The organism is Nostoc sp. C117 (assembly GCF_043099735.1).
In the GTDB taxonomy this organism is placed as follows: Bacteria; Cyanobacteriota; Cyanobacteriia; order Cyanobacteriales; family Nostocaceae; genus Nostoc.
Window position 1 is genome coordinate 244,250 of sequence record NZ_CP170991.1, and the last position, 19,316, is coordinate 263,565.

14 protein-coding genes are annotated in these 19,316 nt (G+C 38.2%); 6 read left to right on the plus strand and 8 right to left on the minus strand.

What is annotated here, in order from left to right; genetic code table 11:
- Positions 1-90 precede the first annotated feature (90 nt).
- Positions 91-402: a CU044_2847 family protein gene (locus ACFG4S_RS02820; RefSeq protein WP_392533360.1), complete on the minus strand. Its 312-nt coding sequence runs from the start codon at positions 400-402 to the stop codon at positions 91-93.
- A 732-nt stretch (positions 403-1,134) separates the two neighbouring features.
- On the opposite strand from ACFG4S_RS02820, the gene ACFG4S_RS02825 reads away from it, so the two are divergent.
- The 4 genes from ACFG4S_RS02825 (at position 1,135) to recQ (ending at position 7,446) form a co-directional block, all read left to right on the plus strand.
- Positions 1,135-1,842, plus strand: coding sequence for a M15 family metallopeptidase (locus ACFG4S_RS02825; RefSeq protein WP_392533361.1), 708 nt, complete (start codon positions 1,135-1,137; stop codon positions 1,840-1,842).
- Positions 1,843-2,118: 276 nt separating this feature from the next.
- Positions 2,119-3,477, plus strand: a complete 1,359-nt coding sequence (locus tag ACFG4S_RS02830; RefSeq protein ID WP_392533362.1) for an AAA-like domain-containing protein — start codon at positions 2,119-2,121, stop codon at positions 3,475-3,477.
- Positions 3,478-3,537: 60 nt separating this feature from the next.
- Positions 3,538-5,085: an AAA-like domain-containing protein gene (locus ACFG4S_RS02835; protein WP_392533363.1), complete on the plus strand. Its 1,548-nt coding sequence runs from the start codon at positions 3,538-3,540 to the stop codon at positions 5,083-5,085.
- 195 nt (positions 5,086-5,280) lie between these two features.
- Positions 5,281-7,446: a DNA helicase RecQ gene (gene recQ, locus ACFG4S_RS02840; protein WP_392535890.1), complete on the plus strand. Its 2,166-nt coding sequence runs from the start codon at positions 5,281-5,283 to the stop codon at positions 7,444-7,446.
- A gap of 20 nt (positions 7,447-7,466) precedes the next feature.
- Here recQ and ACFG4S_RS02845 read toward each other — a convergent pair whose 3' ends face one another.
- Positions 7,467-8,096, minus strand: coding sequence for a Uma2 family endonuclease (locus ACFG4S_RS02845; protein WP_392533364.1), 630 nt, complete (start codon positions 8,094-8,096; stop codon positions 7,467-7,469).
- A 562-nt stretch (positions 8,097-8,658) separates the two neighbouring features.
- Between ACFG4S_RS02845 and ACFG4S_RS02850 the strand changes: the two genes are divergently transcribed.
- Both ACFG4S_RS02850 and ACFG4S_RS02855 read left to right on the plus strand, forming a co-directional pair.
- Positions 8,659-9,231, plus strand: coding sequence for a Uma2 family endonuclease (locus ACFG4S_RS02850; protein ID WP_392533365.1), 573 nt, complete (start codon positions 8,659-8,661; stop codon positions 9,229-9,231).
- A 12-nt stretch (positions 9,232-9,243) separates the two neighbouring features.
- Complete coding sequence (locus tag ACFG4S_RS02855) at positions 9,244-10,431, plus strand: MFS transporter (protein WP_392533366.1); 1,188 nt, start codon at positions 9,244-9,246, stop codon at positions 10,429-10,431.
- A gap of 87 nt (positions 10,432-10,518) precedes the next feature.
- Here ACFG4S_RS02855 and ACFG4S_RS02860 read toward each other — a convergent pair whose 3' ends face one another.
- The 6 genes from ACFG4S_RS02860 to ACFG4S_RS02885 form a co-directional block, all read right to left on the minus strand.
- Positions 10,519-10,686: a hypothetical protein gene (locus tag ACFG4S_RS02860; protein ID WP_392533367.1), complete on the minus strand. Its 168-nt coding sequence runs from the start codon at positions 10,684-10,686 to the stop codon at positions 10,519-10,521.
- Between the two features lie 223 nt (positions 10,687-10,909).
- On the minus strand, positions 10,910-12,415 hold the full coding sequence (locus ACFG4S_RS02865) for a radical SAM protein (protein WP_392533368.1): 1,506 nt from the start codon (positions 12,413-12,415) through the stop codon (positions 10,910-10,912).
- Positions 12,416-12,425: 10 nt separating this feature from the next.
- Complete coding sequence (locus tag ACFG4S_RS02870; protein ID WP_392533369.1) at positions 12,426-15,197, minus strand: tetratricopeptide repeat protein; 2,772 nt, start codon at positions 15,195-15,197, stop codon at positions 12,426-12,428.
- Between the two features lie 70 nt (positions 15,198-15,267).
- On the minus strand, positions 15,268-16,926 hold the full coding sequence (locus tag ACFG4S_RS02875; protein WP_392533370.1) for a hypothetical protein: 1,659 nt from the start codon (positions 16,924-16,926) through the stop codon (positions 15,268-15,270).
- 17 nt (positions 16,927-16,943) lie between these two features.
- On the minus strand, positions 16,944-17,837 hold the full coding sequence (locus ACFG4S_RS02880; RefSeq protein ID WP_392533371.1) for a trypsin-like peptidase domain-containing protein: 894 nt from the start codon (positions 17,835-17,837) through the stop codon (positions 16,944-16,946).
- A 1-nt stretch (position 17,838) separates the two neighbouring features.
- Complete coding sequence (locus ACFG4S_RS02885) at positions 17,839-18,180, minus strand: CU044_2847 family protein (RefSeq protein WP_392533372.1); 342 nt, start codon at positions 18,178-18,180, stop codon at positions 17,839-17,841.
- Between the last annotated feature and the right edge of the window lie 1,136 nt (positions 18,181-19,316).

Below are 19,316 nucleotides of genomic sequence, written 5' to 3' on the forward strand. Positions count from 1 at the left end.
ACATCTATTAAAGTCCCCCTTTTTAAGGGGGATTTAGGGGGATCGAGATATGTGCAATTTGACATTAAATTGGTATAAGACAATCAACTGTTATTTACTCCATTCCATCGTAATTTCCAGGTTAGCTGTGCCTGTTCCTTTGACAATTAAAGCGGTTAGTTGTCCTGACTCAACTCCAATTTGTAAACCTAGTTTGACACTAAATTTATCTGGTTTGACTGTCTCGCTAATATCTTTTAATGTACCTGCGACATCTTCAGCAATGGATTTAATAATTTCTGTTGCTTGTTTAAAAACTCTGGTTTCAGCAGAAACAGGTTGTTCCCCTATAGGCGTAACTTCTACTTTAATTATTTTGCCGTCGGAAAGTTCAAAGGAAATAATTTTGGTTTTATCTGCCATACTTCATTCTTTTCTGTTAATTTTTCGTGCAAGGGTATTTCTAAATAATGAGAATAAGGTATATGGTATTTTTACATTTTTCGGGCGCGATTAATTTGGGTCTGCCAACGATTCATAATACAGCAGATTGCAAGTTGGTGAAGTACAGATAATCGTAGGTGGACAACATGTTCATTGGTGTCAACTTAAGCTTAAACGCTTGTCCCACATACGTTTTACCCCCCTTAATCCCCCCTTGTAAAGGGGGGAAACAAGAGAATCTAGTTCCCTCCCCAATACATACGGGGAGGGTTAGGGTGGGGTAATTCGAGGACTGGTATTAATTCGATAACTTGTGTGTATGCCATAGCCAATACATACGGGGAGGGTTAGGGTGGTGTGACGCGGTGAGTAACCGTAAGTGAATGAACTCAATATCACCTCTTCACAAGGGTTTCACGTTAAGTGAACCAAAGTACTTGTCTTGTGAATCGTAGGCTCTTTGAGAGGGGATTATGATGTACCTTATGTGATTAATAAATGCTGTATAACTTTATATACGTAGTATATTATTAGCGTAGGCGTAGCCCACTGTAGATATCGCCCTTTAGAAAAAAGTTTTTGGTTTACTGTTCAGGATTGAGAAAGATTGCTATTGCACGCAGAGGCGCAAAGGACACAGAGGAAGAAGAGAATCGTTACGCACAATGCTATGCTTGCGTTAAAATGCGTAAGTCCTGTGTAGCTGACTAGATGAGGCCTTATCATCAAATCCCAATTTTCGAGTGCGGTGAACCGCTAATCAAGATTCCTTTAGAATTGTTTGCGGTAGAATCTCCCCATCCTTATGAAAAGTTAGGTGCGCCTTATGGCGATCGCTCTCCCTATTATCTCCGCCAAAGCGCTATTGAAAATTTGATTCAAGCGCAAAGTTATCTGGAGATTCTGCATCCCAAGTGGCGGATTCAAATCTTCGATGCTTATCGCCCGATCGCAGTTCAGCAGTTTATGGTAGATTACAGCTTCGCCCAAGCAGTCAAAGATAGGGGACTGACTGGGGTGGAGTTATCACCAAACCAACGCCAAGAGATTTGGGAAGCGGTTTATGAAATTTGGGCTGTACCGAGTTTGGATGAAAAAACTCCCCCTCCTCACAGTACTGGTGGGGCGGTAGATGTGACGCTGGTGGATGATAGTGGGGAAATAGTAGATATGGGTTCGCCCATTGATGAAATGTCAGGGCGATCGCATCCCGATTATTATGCTAATGGCGATCGCCCTGAAGCACAAAAATATCATGCTTCCCGTCAGCTATTGCAAGATGTCATGTTAAAAGCCGGCTTTCAACGCAATCCTAGAGAATGGTGGCATTTTTGTTTTGGCGATCAAATGTGGGCTTGGCTAACGAATCAATCCAATCCAGGTAATCTTATCACTGCACGTTATGGGCGTCTTGTATAGATGGACTAATGCAAAAGCGAAAAGCTGGTTGACTAAAGGTGTAACTTGAGTAGTGTTTATACTAATAGCGATCGCTCAAGTTAGCGCACTCATACTTACTGATCTATTATACTTACAATGCAACTTAAATGCTGATTACTTAACTGAGAATAACATTGCAGACGTATTTTTATGTATTCAAGTATTTTGTAGGTTGTATATTATTACTAGGCCAAACAGAAGTGTAAATTTCTAAGTGTTTTATTTTTAATAACCGTGGAAGAATTTCTGGAAGCTGTGGAAAGAATTCTACAAGATAAGCCTCTCGGTTTAATTGAACGATTTGTACTTTACCAATCTTGGTTGGGCAAAACTTATGATGAAATGGCAGAGGGAACAGATTATGGTAGCGACTACATAAAGCAAGTTGGCTCTCAAGTGTGGCAAAATCTTTCTCAAGTAATTGGAGAGAGAGTAACAAAAAAAAATCTGCATCTAGTGTTGAGGAAATACTGGAAACGTATAGGTTGGGACGAGAATCAAGGACAACAAAAGCTCAAGAAAAAATTCAGATTCAGAAGGATTTCTCTAAATTTATCTTCCCCAAGCAAAATGGACTTTCCTGGCAGTCCTGTGCCATTAGGTTCTAATGTTTATATTAATCGCCCTCCAGTAGAAGAACTTATTTGTAGTGAGGTCGTACAACCTGGCTGCTTAATCCGAATCAAAGCACCCAGGAAAATGGGAAAAAGTTCACTCCTTAATCGGATGATTGCTCATGCGAGAGAGCAAGGTTATCAAATTGTCTATTTGGACTTTCAGGAAGCTGACGAAGATATTTTTGCTTCCTTGGATAAATTTTTGCGTTGGTTCTGTGTAAATGTCAGCAGACAGTTAAACCTTTTTCCCTGTCTAGATGATTTTTGGGATGTGGAAATGGGCAGCAAGGTCAGCTGCAAAATCTATTTTCAAGCATATGTGCTACAACGCATCGATCGCACTGCTTTAGTCTTAGCTTTAAATGAAGTCCAGCGGGTTTTTGAACACCCTAATATTGCCCAAGATTTTCTCCCAATGTTACGATTTTGGCACGAACAAGGAAAGCACGATCGAACTTGGCAACAACTGCGGTTAGTTGTAGCTCATACCACAGAAATTTATATTCCCCTCAATCTCAACCAATCACCTTTTAATGTCGGGATTACAATTACACTGCCACCTTTTACCTTCAACCAGGTACAGAATTTAGCACAACGTTACGGACTGGATTGGGCAGCAAAATCAGAAGGAGCAAGACGCCTTGCACCGCTACAAGCAATGGTAGGAGGACATCCTTATTTAGTTAACCTGGCATTTTATCATTTATCTCAGGGGGAAATGACCCTAGAAATGTTACTCAACACAGCATCGACACCAGTGGGAATTTACACTCAACACTTACGAGAGTTGCTCAGCTTACTCCAACAAGAACCACAATTAATTTCAGCGATGCAACAGGTAATTGCAACAGATGAAAAAGTAGAATTAGATGCGATCGCTGCTTATAAACTAGAAAGTATGGGTTTAATTCAACTAAAAGGCGATCGAGTTTCCGTGATGTGTGAGTTATATCGTCTTTATTTTAGCCAACAGTTAGCAAGGCACTCAAGAGGGTAATGATTCTGGTAAACTCTTGCAGAGCTTTAGAACAAATTCTAAATTCAAATTTTTAATCAAATGAATAATTATCGATATCAAGTTGGAGGTACGCTCACCAGTGATGCCCCTAGCTATGTTAAGCGCAAGGCAGATATAGAACTCTACAATGCCTTGAAACAGGGTGAATTTTGCTACATTCTTAGCTGTAGGCAAATGGGCAAATCATCACTAATGGTCAAAACAAAACATCGTTTGCAACAAGAGGGCTTTCGATGCGCCACCATTGATATGACTAATATTGGTTGTGAAAATATCACACCAGAACAGTGGTATAAAGGAGTTGCAGGTGACCTATGGTTAAGTTTTGAACTGTTAGGAAAAGTCAATTTAAAAGCCTGGTGGGAAGAAAAAAAAGATATCTCTTTAGTTCAAAAACTCAGTCAGTTTATATCAGAAATACTGTTAACTCAGTTTTCTAACGAAAGACTATTTATTTTTATTGATGAAATTGATAATATTCTTAGCTTAGATTTCCCTGTTGATGACTTTTTTAGCTTGATTAGGTTTTGCTACAATCAACGAGCAATTGATCCAGAATATAATCGGATTACATTTGCAATTTTTGGCGTTGCTACACCTTCAGACTTAATTTCATATCGAAACCATACAACCCCGTTTAATATTGGTAAAGGGATAGAAATAAATGGTTTCAGACTTGAAGAAGCTCAACCATTAGCTCTAGGACTAAATATTAAAGACAATCATCCCCATAAACTTTTACAAGAAGTATTAGCTTGGACAAAAGGACAACCATTTCTGACCCAAAAACTATGTCGGCTACTGGTAAGTTTATCTCAAGATGATGTCGGTAGAAAGCTAAAAATTCCTCTTGGTACAGAAGAATTTTGGATAGAAAATGTAGTGCGATCGCACATCATTGAAAAATGGGAATCACAAGATGAACCAGAGCATTTACGAACTATTCGCGATCGCATTCTCAGAAATGAACAATCTGCCGCTAGATTGCTAGGAATTTATCAGCAAATCCTCCAAGGAATTCAAGTGCCCGCAGACGATAGTCGAGAACAGGTAGAACTATTACTGTCTGGTTTGATCGTCAAAAAGCAAGGTTTTCTGCAAATTAAAAACCGCATTTATCAAGAAGTTTTCAATTTAGAATGGGTTGGAAAAAAATTAGCCAACTTTCGCCCCTACTACCAAACTTTCAATGCATGGGTAGCTTCAAACCAAAAGGATGAATCTCGCTTATTGCGGGGAAAAGCTTTAATTGATGCCCAAGTTTGGGCAAATGGCAAAAGCTTGAGCAACTTAGATTATCAATTTTTAGCTGCTAGTGAAGAATTAGATCGGCGAGAAGCACATAAAGCATTAGAGGCAGAACGTGCTAGAGAAGTAGAAGCACGACTTGCAGAACAACAAAAAAGGCTAGCTCAACAGAAAAGATCTTCTAGAATAGTCACACTTTTGCTCGTGGGTATGACAATCAAGTTAGTAATTTCTATCGCGTGGGGAGTATCGCTTTTACGAAAAATTGATGCTCTGCAATCACGAATAAAATGTCCTCAAATAGAGCATCAAACCAAAGTCAAAATAATTTGTCATTAGGCTTGGGGAATTGGGAAAAAAGAGGCAGAAAGCAGCAGTTCTAAAATACTTGAGTTTTGTTAGTGCAGCGTCTTGTAGAGAGCGTCATTTTGAATTTTGAATTTATTTGTCTCCCTCCGCCCTCCGCGTCTTCGGCTAAAATGCTGTTATCCTCATAACTACCAACGCAGAACGCCTTCTAAAAAAGCGATCGCTATGCTTCAGTATCCCCATCTCGAACAAGCGCTTAAATATCACTTCGGTTACGACCGATTCCGCCCCGGACAACGGCAAATTATCGAAGATGCGCTGCAAAATCGGGATTTAATGGTTGTGATGCCAACTGGTGGGGGGAAATCTCTGTGTTTTCAACTACCAGCATTGTTGAAAAATGGACTAACTGTGGTAGTGTCGCCGTTAATTGCTTTGATGCAAGACCAAGTAGAAGCACTGCGAAATAATAATATTAACGCCACATTTCTCAATAGCAGTTTAAATGCTTACCAAGTGCGATCGCGGGAAGAAGCCATCCTCAGCGGTAAAGTAAAATTACTCTACGTCGCCCCGGAACGTCTGTTAAGTGAAAGGTTTCTCCCGTTTCTCGATTTAGTTAAAGAAAAAATCGGCATTTCTAGCTTTGCGATTGATGAAGCGCACTGTGTTTCGGAATGGGGGCACGATTTTCGTCCAGAATATCGCCAGTTAAAATCTCTCAGGAAACGCTATCCTGATGTTCCTACCGTCGCCCTCACCGCCACAGCAACCGATCGCGTCCGTAGTGATATCATTCAACAACTAGGATTAAAGCAACCTAGCATCCATCTTGCCAGTTTTAATCGTGAAAACCTTTATTACGAAGTCCGTCCAAAAACTAAATATGCTTACGCTGAATTATTAGAACTAATTCGAGAAACTGAAGGTTCAACAATTATTTATTCTTTAACTCGGAAAAAAGTTGATGAACTCACGTTTAAACTACAAAATGATAAAGTTGTTGTTTTGCCTTATCATGCCGGATTAACTGATGAGGAACGTAGTAGCAATCAAACGCGATTTATTCGAGATGATGTGCGCGTTATGGTGGCAACAATTGCCTTTGGAATGGGAATTAATAAACCCGATGTGCGGTTGGTAGTTCATTTCGATCTGCCCAGAAATATAGAAAGTTATTATCAAGAATCTGGTAGAGCAGGTAGAGATGGAGAACCATCTCGATGTACAATATTTTTCAGCTTTGGTGATGTTAAAACAATTGAATGGAGTATCGATCAAAAAACCGATCCTCAAGAACAGTTGATTGCTAAACAACAGCTGCGACAAATGATCGATTACGCTGAAGGGACTGATTGTCGGCGAACGATTCAACTAGGTTATTTTGGCGAAAGGTTTCCTGGGAATTGCGGGAACTGTGACAATTGTCGTCATCCCAAACCCATGCAAGATTGGACAATTGAAGCCATGAAATTTTTATCTTGTGTGGCGCGTTGCAAAGAAAGGTTTGGGATGTTACACATAATTGATGTGTTGCGGGGAGCAAAAAAAGACAAAATTATCCAATACGAACACGATAAACTTTCTACCTACGGTATTGGCAAAGATAGAACTGTAGACGAATGGCGAATGTTGGGGCGATCGCTTTTACATCAAGGGCTACTAGAACAAACTACCGATGGTTACTCAGTTTTAAAACTAAATGCCTTAAGTTGGGAAGTAATGCGAAAACAGCGTACAGTTTCCCTAGCTGTAACCACAGTGGAAAAGATTACCTGGGAACAGGGAAGTGAAAAAGCAGAAGTTGCAGAAATATTATTACAGAAATTGCGATCGCTCCGTAAACAATTAGCTGATGAGCAATCTGTACCACCTTACGTCATCTTCCACGATTCCACTTTAAAATTGATGGTACAAGTTCAACCCCAAAACTTAGCTGAATTTGCCAAACTTTCTGGTGTAGGTAGTCATAAACTCGCTCAATATGGCGAAAAGTTTATTACAGAAATTCGCGCCTACCGCCAAGAAAAAGGTTTGAAAAATAAATCTGCTACTTCTGCTTCTGTATCCTCTCCCAACTCATCTTCTTCTTACACTGAATTGCAGACATTACAATTACATCAACAAGGTTTAAATATTGCTCAAATTGCCCAAAAACGCAACCTTAGTCCGGCAACAGTTAGCAATCATCTAGAAAAACTGATTGAGAAAAATCAGCCAGTTGATTTAAATCAATTAGTACCTCTAGAACATCAACAAAAAATTTGGCAAGTTTTAGAAGTACTCGGTGATATTTCCCTCACTCCCATTAAAGAACAACTAGGTGAAAGCTACACTTTTGATGAAATTCGCTTAGTACGGAGTAAGTGGCGGCGCGAAAATCGTAAGTGAAAAATGCTGTAAATGCTTGTCTATGAAGCCAAATCAAAAATTTGTTGTGCAGTTAAGTTGAATTGGGGAAATATTGGGGAAACAATGGTCGTATTTGCTGTAAATGGAGTCATCTGATATTCTCCGTCAACCAAGTTACAAACAAAAATTGTCGGTTGCTTGGGGTTACCAATGAACTTTCTCGCTCCCAGTGCTGCATAATCGATAATCCAATATTCTTCGATGCCCATTTGTTCATAATCTCGAACTTTATCGTAGTAATCGTCACGCCAATTAGTTGAAACCACTTCGACGATTAATTTGACAGAATCAGGATTTTGAATAATCGATTCGCTTTCCCACCGGGGTTCATCCCCAAGAACTTCTTTATTTAAAACGATGATATCTGGCTCGTAACCTGATTTTTCCCGTTTAGGTTTGACGATTGATTCTCTGGGAATAGTCCATATGCCTCCAAAGCCACTCTGCCTGATAATTATCAATAGTTGCTCAATCAGGGAACCTGTTAGATTTGAATGTTTTCCCTTTGGCTTGGGCATTTCGATAATTACTCCATCATGCAGTTCGTATCGGACTTCTGAATTTTCGGGATACCAGCTGATAAATTCATCGAAGCTGTATAGTTTGGGTTCGACTTGGACTTGAGTCATATTATCGAGCTTGTGGGCGTTAAGTGCTTGTTAAGAGAAGGGCTACACACACTTGAGTAATTTTTTTGATTAATTATTTATCAAAACAGAATTCAGGAGTCAGGAGCCAGAATTCAGAATGAATTTTGTGCGACTGGCGGATGAATCAAGGGGTTTAAGACCCCCACTAAATCGAAGATTTAGTGGTCTTCAATCAGTGGCGGGTCTGAATCCCCTACTGATAGCGCAGCGTTAGCGAGTCCGCGAGCGTCTTGATTCTGACTCCTGAATTCTGACTTCTGAATTCTGAATTCTTCTTCAAGCATCAAATGTTTTTCTAATTCTTTAACTATTCTGGCTCCTGTAGCAAGATGCTGTAAGGTATTTTGACTCCTAAATTGTTAATATTTTCTAATTAAATATAAGAGTGAGATTCCAAGAGTTAGGCGATGAGTGAAAAATTACTTTCTGCGAGTAAATGGCGGCGCCAAAATCGCAAGTCAAAAGTTAATTGGTCAACGGTCAACAGCTAACAGTCAACAATTACCTTAAAATACAAGAGTAAGATTAAAGGAGTTAGCTGATGAGTCAGATCCTTAATACCGGAGTACGCTGGACAATTCACGATGTGGAATTATTACCAGAAAATGAGGGGACGCGCTACGAGATAGTTGATGGAGAATTATTTATGACCAGGGCACCTCACTTTAAACATCAGCAAACTTGTGGCAAGATTTTTCGACAACTTGATGTTTGGTCAGAGTCTACTGGTTTAGGAGAAGCTGTAATCAACCCCGGCGTTTTGTTTTCAGAATCAGATAATGTGATTCCTGATGTGGTTTGGGTTACTAAAGAAACCTTGGCGCTAACATTGGATGAAGCGGGACATTTAACTGGCGCACCAGATTTAGTAGTCGAAGTTTTGTCTAGCAGCAACGAAGACCTAAGACGAGATAAGGAAGCAAAACTTAAACTTTATTCTACCAGAGGAGTAAAAGAATATTGGATTGCTGATTGGCGATCGCGTAAACTAGAGGTCTATCGACGCGAAGATAATCAACTTAAGTTGGTAGCAACCCTATTTAGTAGTGATATTATAATTTCTCCCTTATTACCTGGTTTTAGCTGTACTATAAACCAGTTATTTCCTGGATAAATTTTAGGTTTAATGGAACAACAAATCCCAAGTAATGGATTAACTAAAGCCCAGGTACTGATTATGGCGATCGCAGCTGGTGTCTGTGTTGCTAACGTTTATTATAATCAGCCAATCCTCCAAGATATTGCATCATCTTTTCGAGTCAGTGAAAGCGAAGCGGGTAGCATCTCTGTGCTTACCCAAGTTGGTTACGGTTTGGGGCTTTTCTTTTTAATTCCCTTGGGCGATAAAATCAACAAGAAAAAATTAATTCTTTGCTTGCTGGTATGTTTGTTTTGTTTGTTGATAGCCATGACATTTTCACAAAACATCGTCCAAGTTTGGATATTGAGCGTAGCGATTGGGATTTCGACAGTCTCTGCTCAGATTATTCTTCCTTTAGCAGCAAGTATAGATAGAGTAACTACAGGCCAAACCGTAGGTAACATTTTTACTGGTATATTAATTGGAGTTTTAGGAGCAAGGGTTTTTAGTGGATATATTGCTGAATGGTTGAGTTGGCGTTATGTATATGGATTTTCGGCAGTAATGATTTTAATTGTTATTGTCTTACTCCAGATATATTTGCCTAATGTTAAAAATGAATTCAAGGGTTATTATTTGGAATTATTAAGCTCAACAATTCAACAATTTAAGCGGTTTTCGTTATTAAGAGAAGCGTCTTTAATTAGCGGTTTATTATTTGGTGTCTTTTGCTCATTTTGGACAACGCTGACTTTCCATTTAAGCGGAGCGCCTTTTAATTTTCAATCTGACACAATTGGGATGTATGGCTTCGTGGCGATCGCAGGTGCATTGATGGCACCAGTTTTTGGTAAGCTGGCAGATCGAGGTAACTCCCAACGTTCTTTGACTATCGCTGTATCGATGGTGATTGCAAGCTTAGTGATTGCGAAAATTGCTGCTAATTCTGCAATAGCGATCGCTGTTGCTGTATTGTTAGTAGATGTAGGTGTACAGGCTGTCCAAGTCACCAATGTCGCCAGGATATACACTCTTGATGCTCAATCGAATAGTCGCATCAACACAGTTTACATGACTAGCTATTTTATCGGCGGTGCTGTAGGTACTAGCATTGGTTTACTATGCTGGAATCTTGGTGGCTGGAATTTGGTGACTTGGCAAATGTTAGTTTTTACTTTGCTCGCATTTTTTATTATCGTCAGACCTAAAACTACAGCAACAATAAAGAAATAAAATAAAACTCTCGTTTTGGAATCAAATATCGCCTTGCACCACTAACTATATTTTCTCCTCATCAAGGCGATATCTAAAAACAATCACCTAAGAAAAACTGGGAATTTCCGAGTTGGAATCTTGTGAAGTTACAGCAGATGGCGATGGTACAGCATTCTCGTTTTTGGCAGATAGAATTACAGATACCAGCTTAGGTAGCGCTAAACAAGCAACAGTATTTAAAAGCGTTAGGAATAAACCATCTATCAAACTCATGTCTAATACTCCCAGGTGAAAAATTTGTATTTACTATAATTCCTAGTTTGAAGCAAAATTAGTACAATTACATAAAATAAGATTTTGAATTTATTTTATTGAATATAAGTTAATTAAATATATTTTTATACTATGCTAACTATAGCAATCCCCTTTTATTTGTAAATACCGAGGGGCTTAGATCCCCGACTTCTTGAAGAAGTTGGGTATCTTTTGTTCGTACTTAGTTAGTTGGGTAACTATATTTGAGAATGCGTAAGCCCTCTAGTCGAACAGCTTCAGGATATAAAGCTTTGTAAATATTGCAATTTGGAGATTGAATATCGTAACGACCTGTAGCCTTAAATGTAGCTAGAGGACAACCACCTGTACACCAATATTTCCACTCACATGTCCGACAACCTTCTTTTTCTTCAACTGACAAATTTTGAATACCTGCTTTATCTTGTCGGATAACAGTTAAAGGATCTTGAGCGTCAATAGAAGATACAGTTTTATGTAGCTGCATTTGGCATTTGGCAATTTGCCCTTTGTAATCAAATACAAGATAGCTTTGTCCAACTCCACAGGTTCGTTTATGAGGAGACGATAAATTAGCGCGATCGATTAATGAACCTAGCAAACTTCGATTAGGTAATTTCAATTCAATAACTTTGAATGCTGCCAACATTCCCTCAATTAGCCGAGATTCTTCTAATTGTAAGTCTTCGTAAGAAGCCGATAGTTCATTTTCACGATAGAAATTTAGACTAAAAGGTAGATTATATTCTAATATCCATTCTATAAGTTCGGGTAATCCTTCTGCATTCCGCCCAGTAACTGTGATAGAAATATCTGGTATCAGACCATTTTGCAAAGCAATCTTAATACCTCGTTCAACATCTGGAAACGATCCCTTTCCACCTGCATAACTTCTTTGAATATTGTGGAAATTTGCTAATCCATCTAGTGAAATCATGAGACGCAAATTTAATGTTTGCAACATCTCAATCATCTCAGGTGTAATCAATGTTCCATTACTGAGAACAACTCCATCTAATATAATGCCTCTCTCTTGACTCAGAGATTGAGCGTATAAATGGAGAGACTTAATTAAAGGAGAGCAGAGTAATGCTTCTCCTCCTGCATACTTCAGGTTGACACGGCGATAACGATTTAAGGTAGCAGAGCGAAATGTAGATTCAATAGCTGCTCTACCTATATCTATTGACATATCATTTGCTAAATGCGGAAGATAGCAGTAATCGCATCTTAAGTTACAGCGATCGGTGATATGCAACCATGCTGTTAAAGTTTCTGGAATTTCATTTAGGTTCAATAAACAATTATTCTTAGGTGCTATTAAACGTGCTTTATATAGTTCCTGAATAGCTGTCTGTAAGTCTGTTGAATCAATATTAAGATGTCCTATTTCAATATCATCTAATTTATGAGATTTGGTAAATTGATCTAGTAAATCTATTGCTGATTGATTCAGAACTACTACTTTATGATGAGTACTATAACAGATAGAATAAGTATCATCTAGATTCATTATCTGTGAGTTAGGAACTCTCATTAACTCTGTCTGTAACATCCCCAGAGATAATCGGATATCTGAGCTTAATTCTGTTAAAGGGGATAAGTCACAAGCACAATCTCCTCCATCACAATCGCATTGCCCGGTTGGTACGTAAGTAGAATTAAGAGAAACTAAAATTTGGGGTCGATCGCTTTTTTTACTAAGCATGAAAAGATGGCTATTTTGTGGCACGTATTCTAGTGAGAAACATTTGTTGATCGCACCATTCCTTGAGAGCTTTATGATCTCTCCACTCAGATTTGAGTTGCTGAATTAGAGTTTTAGAAAGTTCTATAGGCAACCGTTCGATTTTCTTTTGGAGTAAATTTAGCTCATGTTTGATCGAATATGGACCGAAACCTCCATGCTGGAAGATTTTGGGTATTCCTTGAGCATATTTACTAAAAGCAAAATCGTAGTTAGCTTGTTGAAATGCAACATCACCTTCTATCCGTAATATACGGCCAAAGTATAGTTTATGGGTATTTTCATAGGATTGAAAGCGATCGCTAAGTTCTCGTGCATACTCGGAAATATGCTCGTAGGCTTTGGCATAATAATCAAACTCAGCTTTACCTACAAGGCTATCAATGGCAAATCGCGTGTCATTGTACTCTAAACTAGTCTGATAAGAGCGATCGTTGAGTTTTAGAGCTTGTTCTTGCAGAGAGCGATCGCACTTTTGAAACCCAAGATGCCAATAGACACTGGCAATTTGATGCAAAATTCCAGGTAATTCCTCTTCCAGTCCATATTTCTCTGCCAGTTTCAGGCTTTTTTCTAAAGCATCTTGAGCTTGACTTAGCAAATTGAGATCCCACTCTACCTGTGTCACATCCCAAACGGCTTCATTTATTACCTCAGCACTAAACCACTGATTTAAACCTAAACGAAAATATGCCCTACACAATATTTGATTATCGTTTTCTTCATTGTCGCAACGGCTTAAGGCTCGTTCAAGTAGCTGTTTAGCTTTAACATAGTTACCATTATCAACTGAAATAGTCGCAGAGGCAATTTCGGCGTTGGCTATTTCGCGTTCACTCTCAACACTCGACCACATATCAATAGCAGCCTTAAAACACTGTTCTGCCTTGACGTAATCTTTTTGTTGTCCGTACAAAAATCCCAAGTTATTCTGAATACTAGCCATAACTTGAGTTAAACCTTTGTCAGGAGTGTCAACTTCCATTGCAGCATCCCAACCTAGTTTGTAATATTTTTCAGCTTCCTGAAAGTTGTTGAGTTGTCTATGCAGATAACCAACTTGGTTAGCTACGCCAGGAATAGCAGATGATAGCTTTTTGCTTTCAACTAGAAATAAACACTGTTGCTGATATTTTAAAGCTTCGTCATAAAGATGTAACTTGGCATTTAGCATTCCCAAGACATTGTAAATATCTGCTTGATAAGAAGAATTAGAAGATTGTTCAGAAAGCATTACCTCTAGTTTTCTCACCTCATTTTCTTTCGTATTCTTGTCTCTAAGAGCGTGAACAATTTTTGATTCAAAAATAATCAGTTTAAATTTTTGCTCTGGGCTTATCTGCGATTCAAACTGTTTGGCAATTGCCAATAATTGATTGACAAACCCAAACTTTTTCGATTGGCGGCGTATCCTATCAGTAACTTCGTGCCAAGTTTCAAAGCCCATTGTCGGATCGGCATACAAAGCATTCCAAAGCCATCGGGTAGTATTGAATTCCCGCAGTTGTTTAACTTCTTCAATTAGAAACTCGATATTAGCAATTTTAGGATAATTATCAGAGGAACGTTGAAGCTCCAATGTTCTTTTGTCTGGACCTAACTGATAATCTTTTTGCTCGAAATATTTAGCAGCAATCCGACTATCTCGTTTTCTCCATTCCTCATCGGGGTCAATCTCTGTCCATACATATTTCTCAACCAAGTCTCGCACAATATCATGCAATGATATTTGAGAACCACCTATTACTGGTTTGATAAAAAAGTAACTCTGTGCATCAATAAATAATTTTTGAGCATCTTCCAGAGATATTTCTAATAAATTAGCAATATCAGAGCTATTTAATGGATAGATACGTGAAAGTAACAAGGTTAAACGATCCATTGATGTCTGAAGCTGGGTAATATGTCGAACCATCTCAGCTTCAAATCCACCAGTTTTTTCCAATCTACTGGGAATAGTTTCTATCTCTTCACTTTCTAACCAATCTGGTATAACTTCCCGATAAGCATACTCTACTCCAAATTCAATCATAATGGGGCTACCACCAGAAAGAACTATGATTTTTTTAACCAATTCTTGTCCGAGAGTAAAGTGAAGCTGCTCCTCTTTGCAAACAATATATCTCTGCACATCCTCATGAGTAAATTCATTTAATTCCAAGTAAGTTAATTCTTCTTCTTGGAATGACTTTTCCAGAATTTGCCGCGCCATACTAGGGCGACCTGCTAAAATAAATACGGCATTCTCTAGCTGATAACATAAATTGCTAATATACTCCCAAACTTCTTCTCTTCGCTCTGGCTGTCCTAATTTCTCAACCGTATCAATGAGAAATACTAGCCTCTGCTGCTGAGATTTTCGATTAATTTCATCAACTAAAAACTTTTCAAGTTGTCTCCGTTCTTGTTCGTATGCAATTTGACTGAGGCGGTTTTCATCTTCTCGCAGTTTTCGTAACCGGAGCAACCATTCTTGATATGTAGAATCATATAATTGTTTGGCGATTTGAGTGCATAAATCTTCTGCATCTTTAAAAACAGGGATATCGCAATCAATAATTTCACTTGTCCCAATGTGAACTTGATTTAGACGGGATTGTAATGCACGAAGCAACCAAGTTTTGCCAATTCCACCTCTACCCTCAACCAAAACTACATGCAGATTAGGCTTCCGAACAAGTGAGATAATTCGATTGAGATGTTCTTCACGACCAACAAATTCTAATTTAGCTAGTTCAGACATAATATACAACTCCTATTTAATTTAATTGAATTTTTTAAAAAACTCAATACACATATTCCTCATTCCCTAGTTAATTATTTTGAATAGCTTCATCAAGCCTCTGCATTAAATATCTATAGGGTGTATCATTATATTCGTCATTATGGAGATAGTAATTAACAAGAAACTGAAATTCCCAGTCGTTTTCCACTTCAGACTTCAGCGTATAAAGAAACTCATGGAATTGCTCTTTATCTGTATTACGAAATAGTCCCAGAGTTTCTTCAACAGTTTCATCGAAGAAAGTTTTGCGGAGTTCTTGTCGATAAGCCAGACTATTAGCACCACAATTGATAAATCCAGCGTGTTGCTGAAGACTTTGAAAAAAATACTGCATAGACCAAGTACCCGCAACCGCAGAATTATTCTTTGATTTCAGTTCATGAATATATTCCCAGCAGATTTGAGCCGCTTCACTACAAAGCTCTTGAAAGTTCTCAGGCGAACTTTCTCGGAGCAGACCAATAACTAGTACCCGCCGGGTCATACCATCTTTGATAATCGTTTTGTCACGAGTAAAAATAGATGTTTTTGTCAGTTCAGCATTTAATTTAAAACTATCATCACTGAAAGGTAACTGAAATCTCCGAACGGCTTCCTTTAATACCCAAGTGCCATTTAGTATGGGAAATATACTCAACTTTTCTATAGATTCGTATAGATGATTATTTTCTTTTGTCAAGCTTTCTTTAATCTGATCTCGACACTTTTTGAGTTTTTTTTCCCATAATTGCTTACCATAACTGTTTAAAAACAAATTAACTGTGTAACCGCCGCCTCGATAAACTTTTAGTGCTTCAGCAATTCCCCCTGGATGTCCGCCAGTTAAATACAATAAATGTCCTGCTAGTAAAGCAAGACTTTCAGAAGTCATCTCAATGGGTTTGAGATATTTTGTTGCTGTATCTTGAATTACTTCCCAGTTAAAAGGAGAAAGTGTTAGTTTCGGAAAAGTCCGATCTAAGGGAAGATCGATCAGACATCGAGCTGCAATCACAACTCGAATTCTCCGGTAATTCTCTTTAAAGAATTGTAATTCTTTCAAACATTTTTCAATTCTCCAGGCAAATTCCCTAAAATCATTAAAAATTTCATTTAAACGCTGCTTTTGTGGGGCACTTCCATCGAGATCGATTAGTAGCACAATACCTTTTTTTCCCTGAGATTGCCATCTAGTAGCCCAATTTCTATGCAATAGTAAGCCTAAACGCTCTCCCCAAATTAATTCATGCCCTTCCGGGATTTTCAGATTGAGAGAAGTTGCAAATCGTTGTTCTAAATCTTCAATACTTTCATAACTAGACATAGAAGCATAAGCACAACACCATTGTAATTCTTGAAAACGCACCATTACTTGTTTGAGAAATTCGGTTTTCCCGTAACCTTCAGGTGCAGTTACCAAACGATAAGGAGGAGAATTCGTGGCTGTAATTTCCTGAATTGCAGCATCTCTATTAGTAAATGGAATTTTATCAGGTTCAAATTCTAGAGATTCTTGATTTAGCTGATTTAATTCTGATTCAGCTTTGATCATCTCATTGAATTTCTCGTCAACTTGCCTTCGCAATTTATTTTGATCTACATCATTAATTGTCCACCCTATTTGCTTGCTGAGACTTTCAACCTCAGTTTTTAAATTGGCTATTAACTGCTCTAGATAGTTTTTTCGTGAATCTGAAGAATTATTCATTGTATTTAGGTATTAAATTAATGGCTTATTGTATTAAGTTGGCTTTCTACTTGCTCAAGTTCTTGTAACATGGTGTCGATTTGGCGTTGGAGCTTATGGCGATCGCTCTCATTAAGTGTATAGTTGAGTTGATTGTAAGCTGCCTGATAGTCAGTACTTAGAACGTCAAACCGTTGTTGCAAAGTTTTGATTTGGAGTTCTTTTACTCTACTGGGAACAGTACGGCTATGTGCATTTGATGATTTCGACCAGGCAATTTCATCCCATGCATTAATTAATACATCCACAGGAATCATAAAAGCAGTTTTGATATCTTCTCGCTGCTTCTCCGCCGCCACAGCCATCCCAACGACTCCTACAAGGGTTTCATCCCATATAGGGGCACCACTAAAGCCTTGTTCTACCCTGTAGCCAGTTACCTTGCTATCTTCGAGTTGCACCCATCCCTTACCTTGTACGTCTCGCAACACCCCTGTACCCCAAACGCCATCATTGTGTCCGCTAGGAAAACCGAATATGCGGAAAGGATGCTCCCAAATATTGCTAGCTTTTATTAGCTGGATAGGTTGAGCTTCTTTAGGTAAATGCCCTTCTATTTGCAACCCGGCAATATCTTCAGGCTCAGAAGTTGATGCATTGCTGACAACAGGTTGCCAAAAAACAACTTTAGCTTTTAGTTTTTGTCCCGATGCAATTAGGGGGAAATCCAAATAAATATCATTACTAGGAACTTCAACAATATCTTCTGGTAAAGATAGAGCTGAGGTAACAACATGAGCGCATGTCAGGATGTAATTTTGAGTTCGTCCAGAGACTAAAAAACCTACACCAACTACCGCCCCATTAGGATAAAAAATCCGGGCGATCGCTGACCTAAAAGTTTGAATATAATTATCTGTACTCACTACCATACTATGCCTTGTCTTGCTTCCATTTCAAGGTAATTTCGTAGTTAGCTTCACCACTTACAGAAGTAAAAATTGCACCGGCAGCAGCATTTAACTTAATACCAAATTTAACCTCTACCTCATCGGCAGGTGTATTAAGCTGACTCAGTTTAGTGATAATTGCTGAAGCTACAGGTTGTATTTGATCTAAGACATCCTCAAATTTCTTTTTAGCTTCAACTACCATTTGCCCTCCCTCTGGTCTGGCAACACGTGTCAGAGCATTGGTATTTTCTGGTTCATCAACTTCAGCTAAAAACTTTGTGCCATCGTTGAGAGAAAACTCTGTGATTTGTTTTCGATTCATAGTCAGACCTGTTATTTTGACCTAATAGTTTAATGCGTTGACCGTCAAAAGAGTTAGCAGGAAAATTTGTAATTATATTCTCATTTAATGGTTAACTCGTTAAATACTTATCCAGCAATTACTGACTTTCTCCTCCTATTTAATTCAGCTTGCACCAAAATTATCTCCATCGATAATTTATTGATTTACAGACCATTGGTAGTCTGTTACAAAAGTTCTTAAAGGTTCGTAGTCAATAATTTAGTGTTTAATAATACAAGGAATAAAGTTCTTACTACCAACATATATCACTATCAAAATTAATCAGACAGACCGCTAGGGATCTGAAAGCCTCTTATATTATTAAGCACTGAAGTGCTTAATAATATAAGGACTAAAGTCCTTACTACAAACTTATTTATCATACTTAGTGATAGGTCACGAATACTGAGTAAATTAAGAAATACTCAGTACGGGCTAAACGCTCCGCTACGACCTAACTCAGCACTCTTCATCCAGTTTCGTTAACTTGACAGCCTACTAGAAGTTGGTGAAGTTTCTGAATAAACTGACCGAGTGATTGCTAATTGGGCATTACAAGCTGCTTTACTGTCATGCAATAGATTTAATAATTGTTATATTAGTTATATCTGTACCTTGACTTCAATTAGTAAATATACTTACTAGGCTAACAAATTACTTAAATCTAAGTAAGTAGGTAAGAATAAACTAAACTATATTACGTAATGTAAAATTAATTAAATTTTTTCGTAGTGGTGAATTCGTAGTTTGCCCTGTCTTTGCTAAAGGGCAAACTACGAATAGTATTAAGAGATTTTAGTAGCTGTTAGTAGGAAGTTTTCAGTAATTTTTACTGACAAACATTCCATCAATAGGGAGAACACTTAACACAAAAATCAGGACTGAATTTACAAAACTGACTGCCTGTCAATGAGTAAGCTGTACAATAAGGAAAACTGGTAAGTTCGACTCTAGCTGTTTGCAATTTGGAACCATTTGGCAACTTTTCAGTAAGTTTGGTTTTATTAGCCAAAAGAATAGCAAAAAGCTTAGGCAACGCCATGCAAGCTGCAATGTTGAGCAGCGTTAGCAGTATAGCGTCTATAAAATTCATAGGTAATCATCTCCTGTGAAAA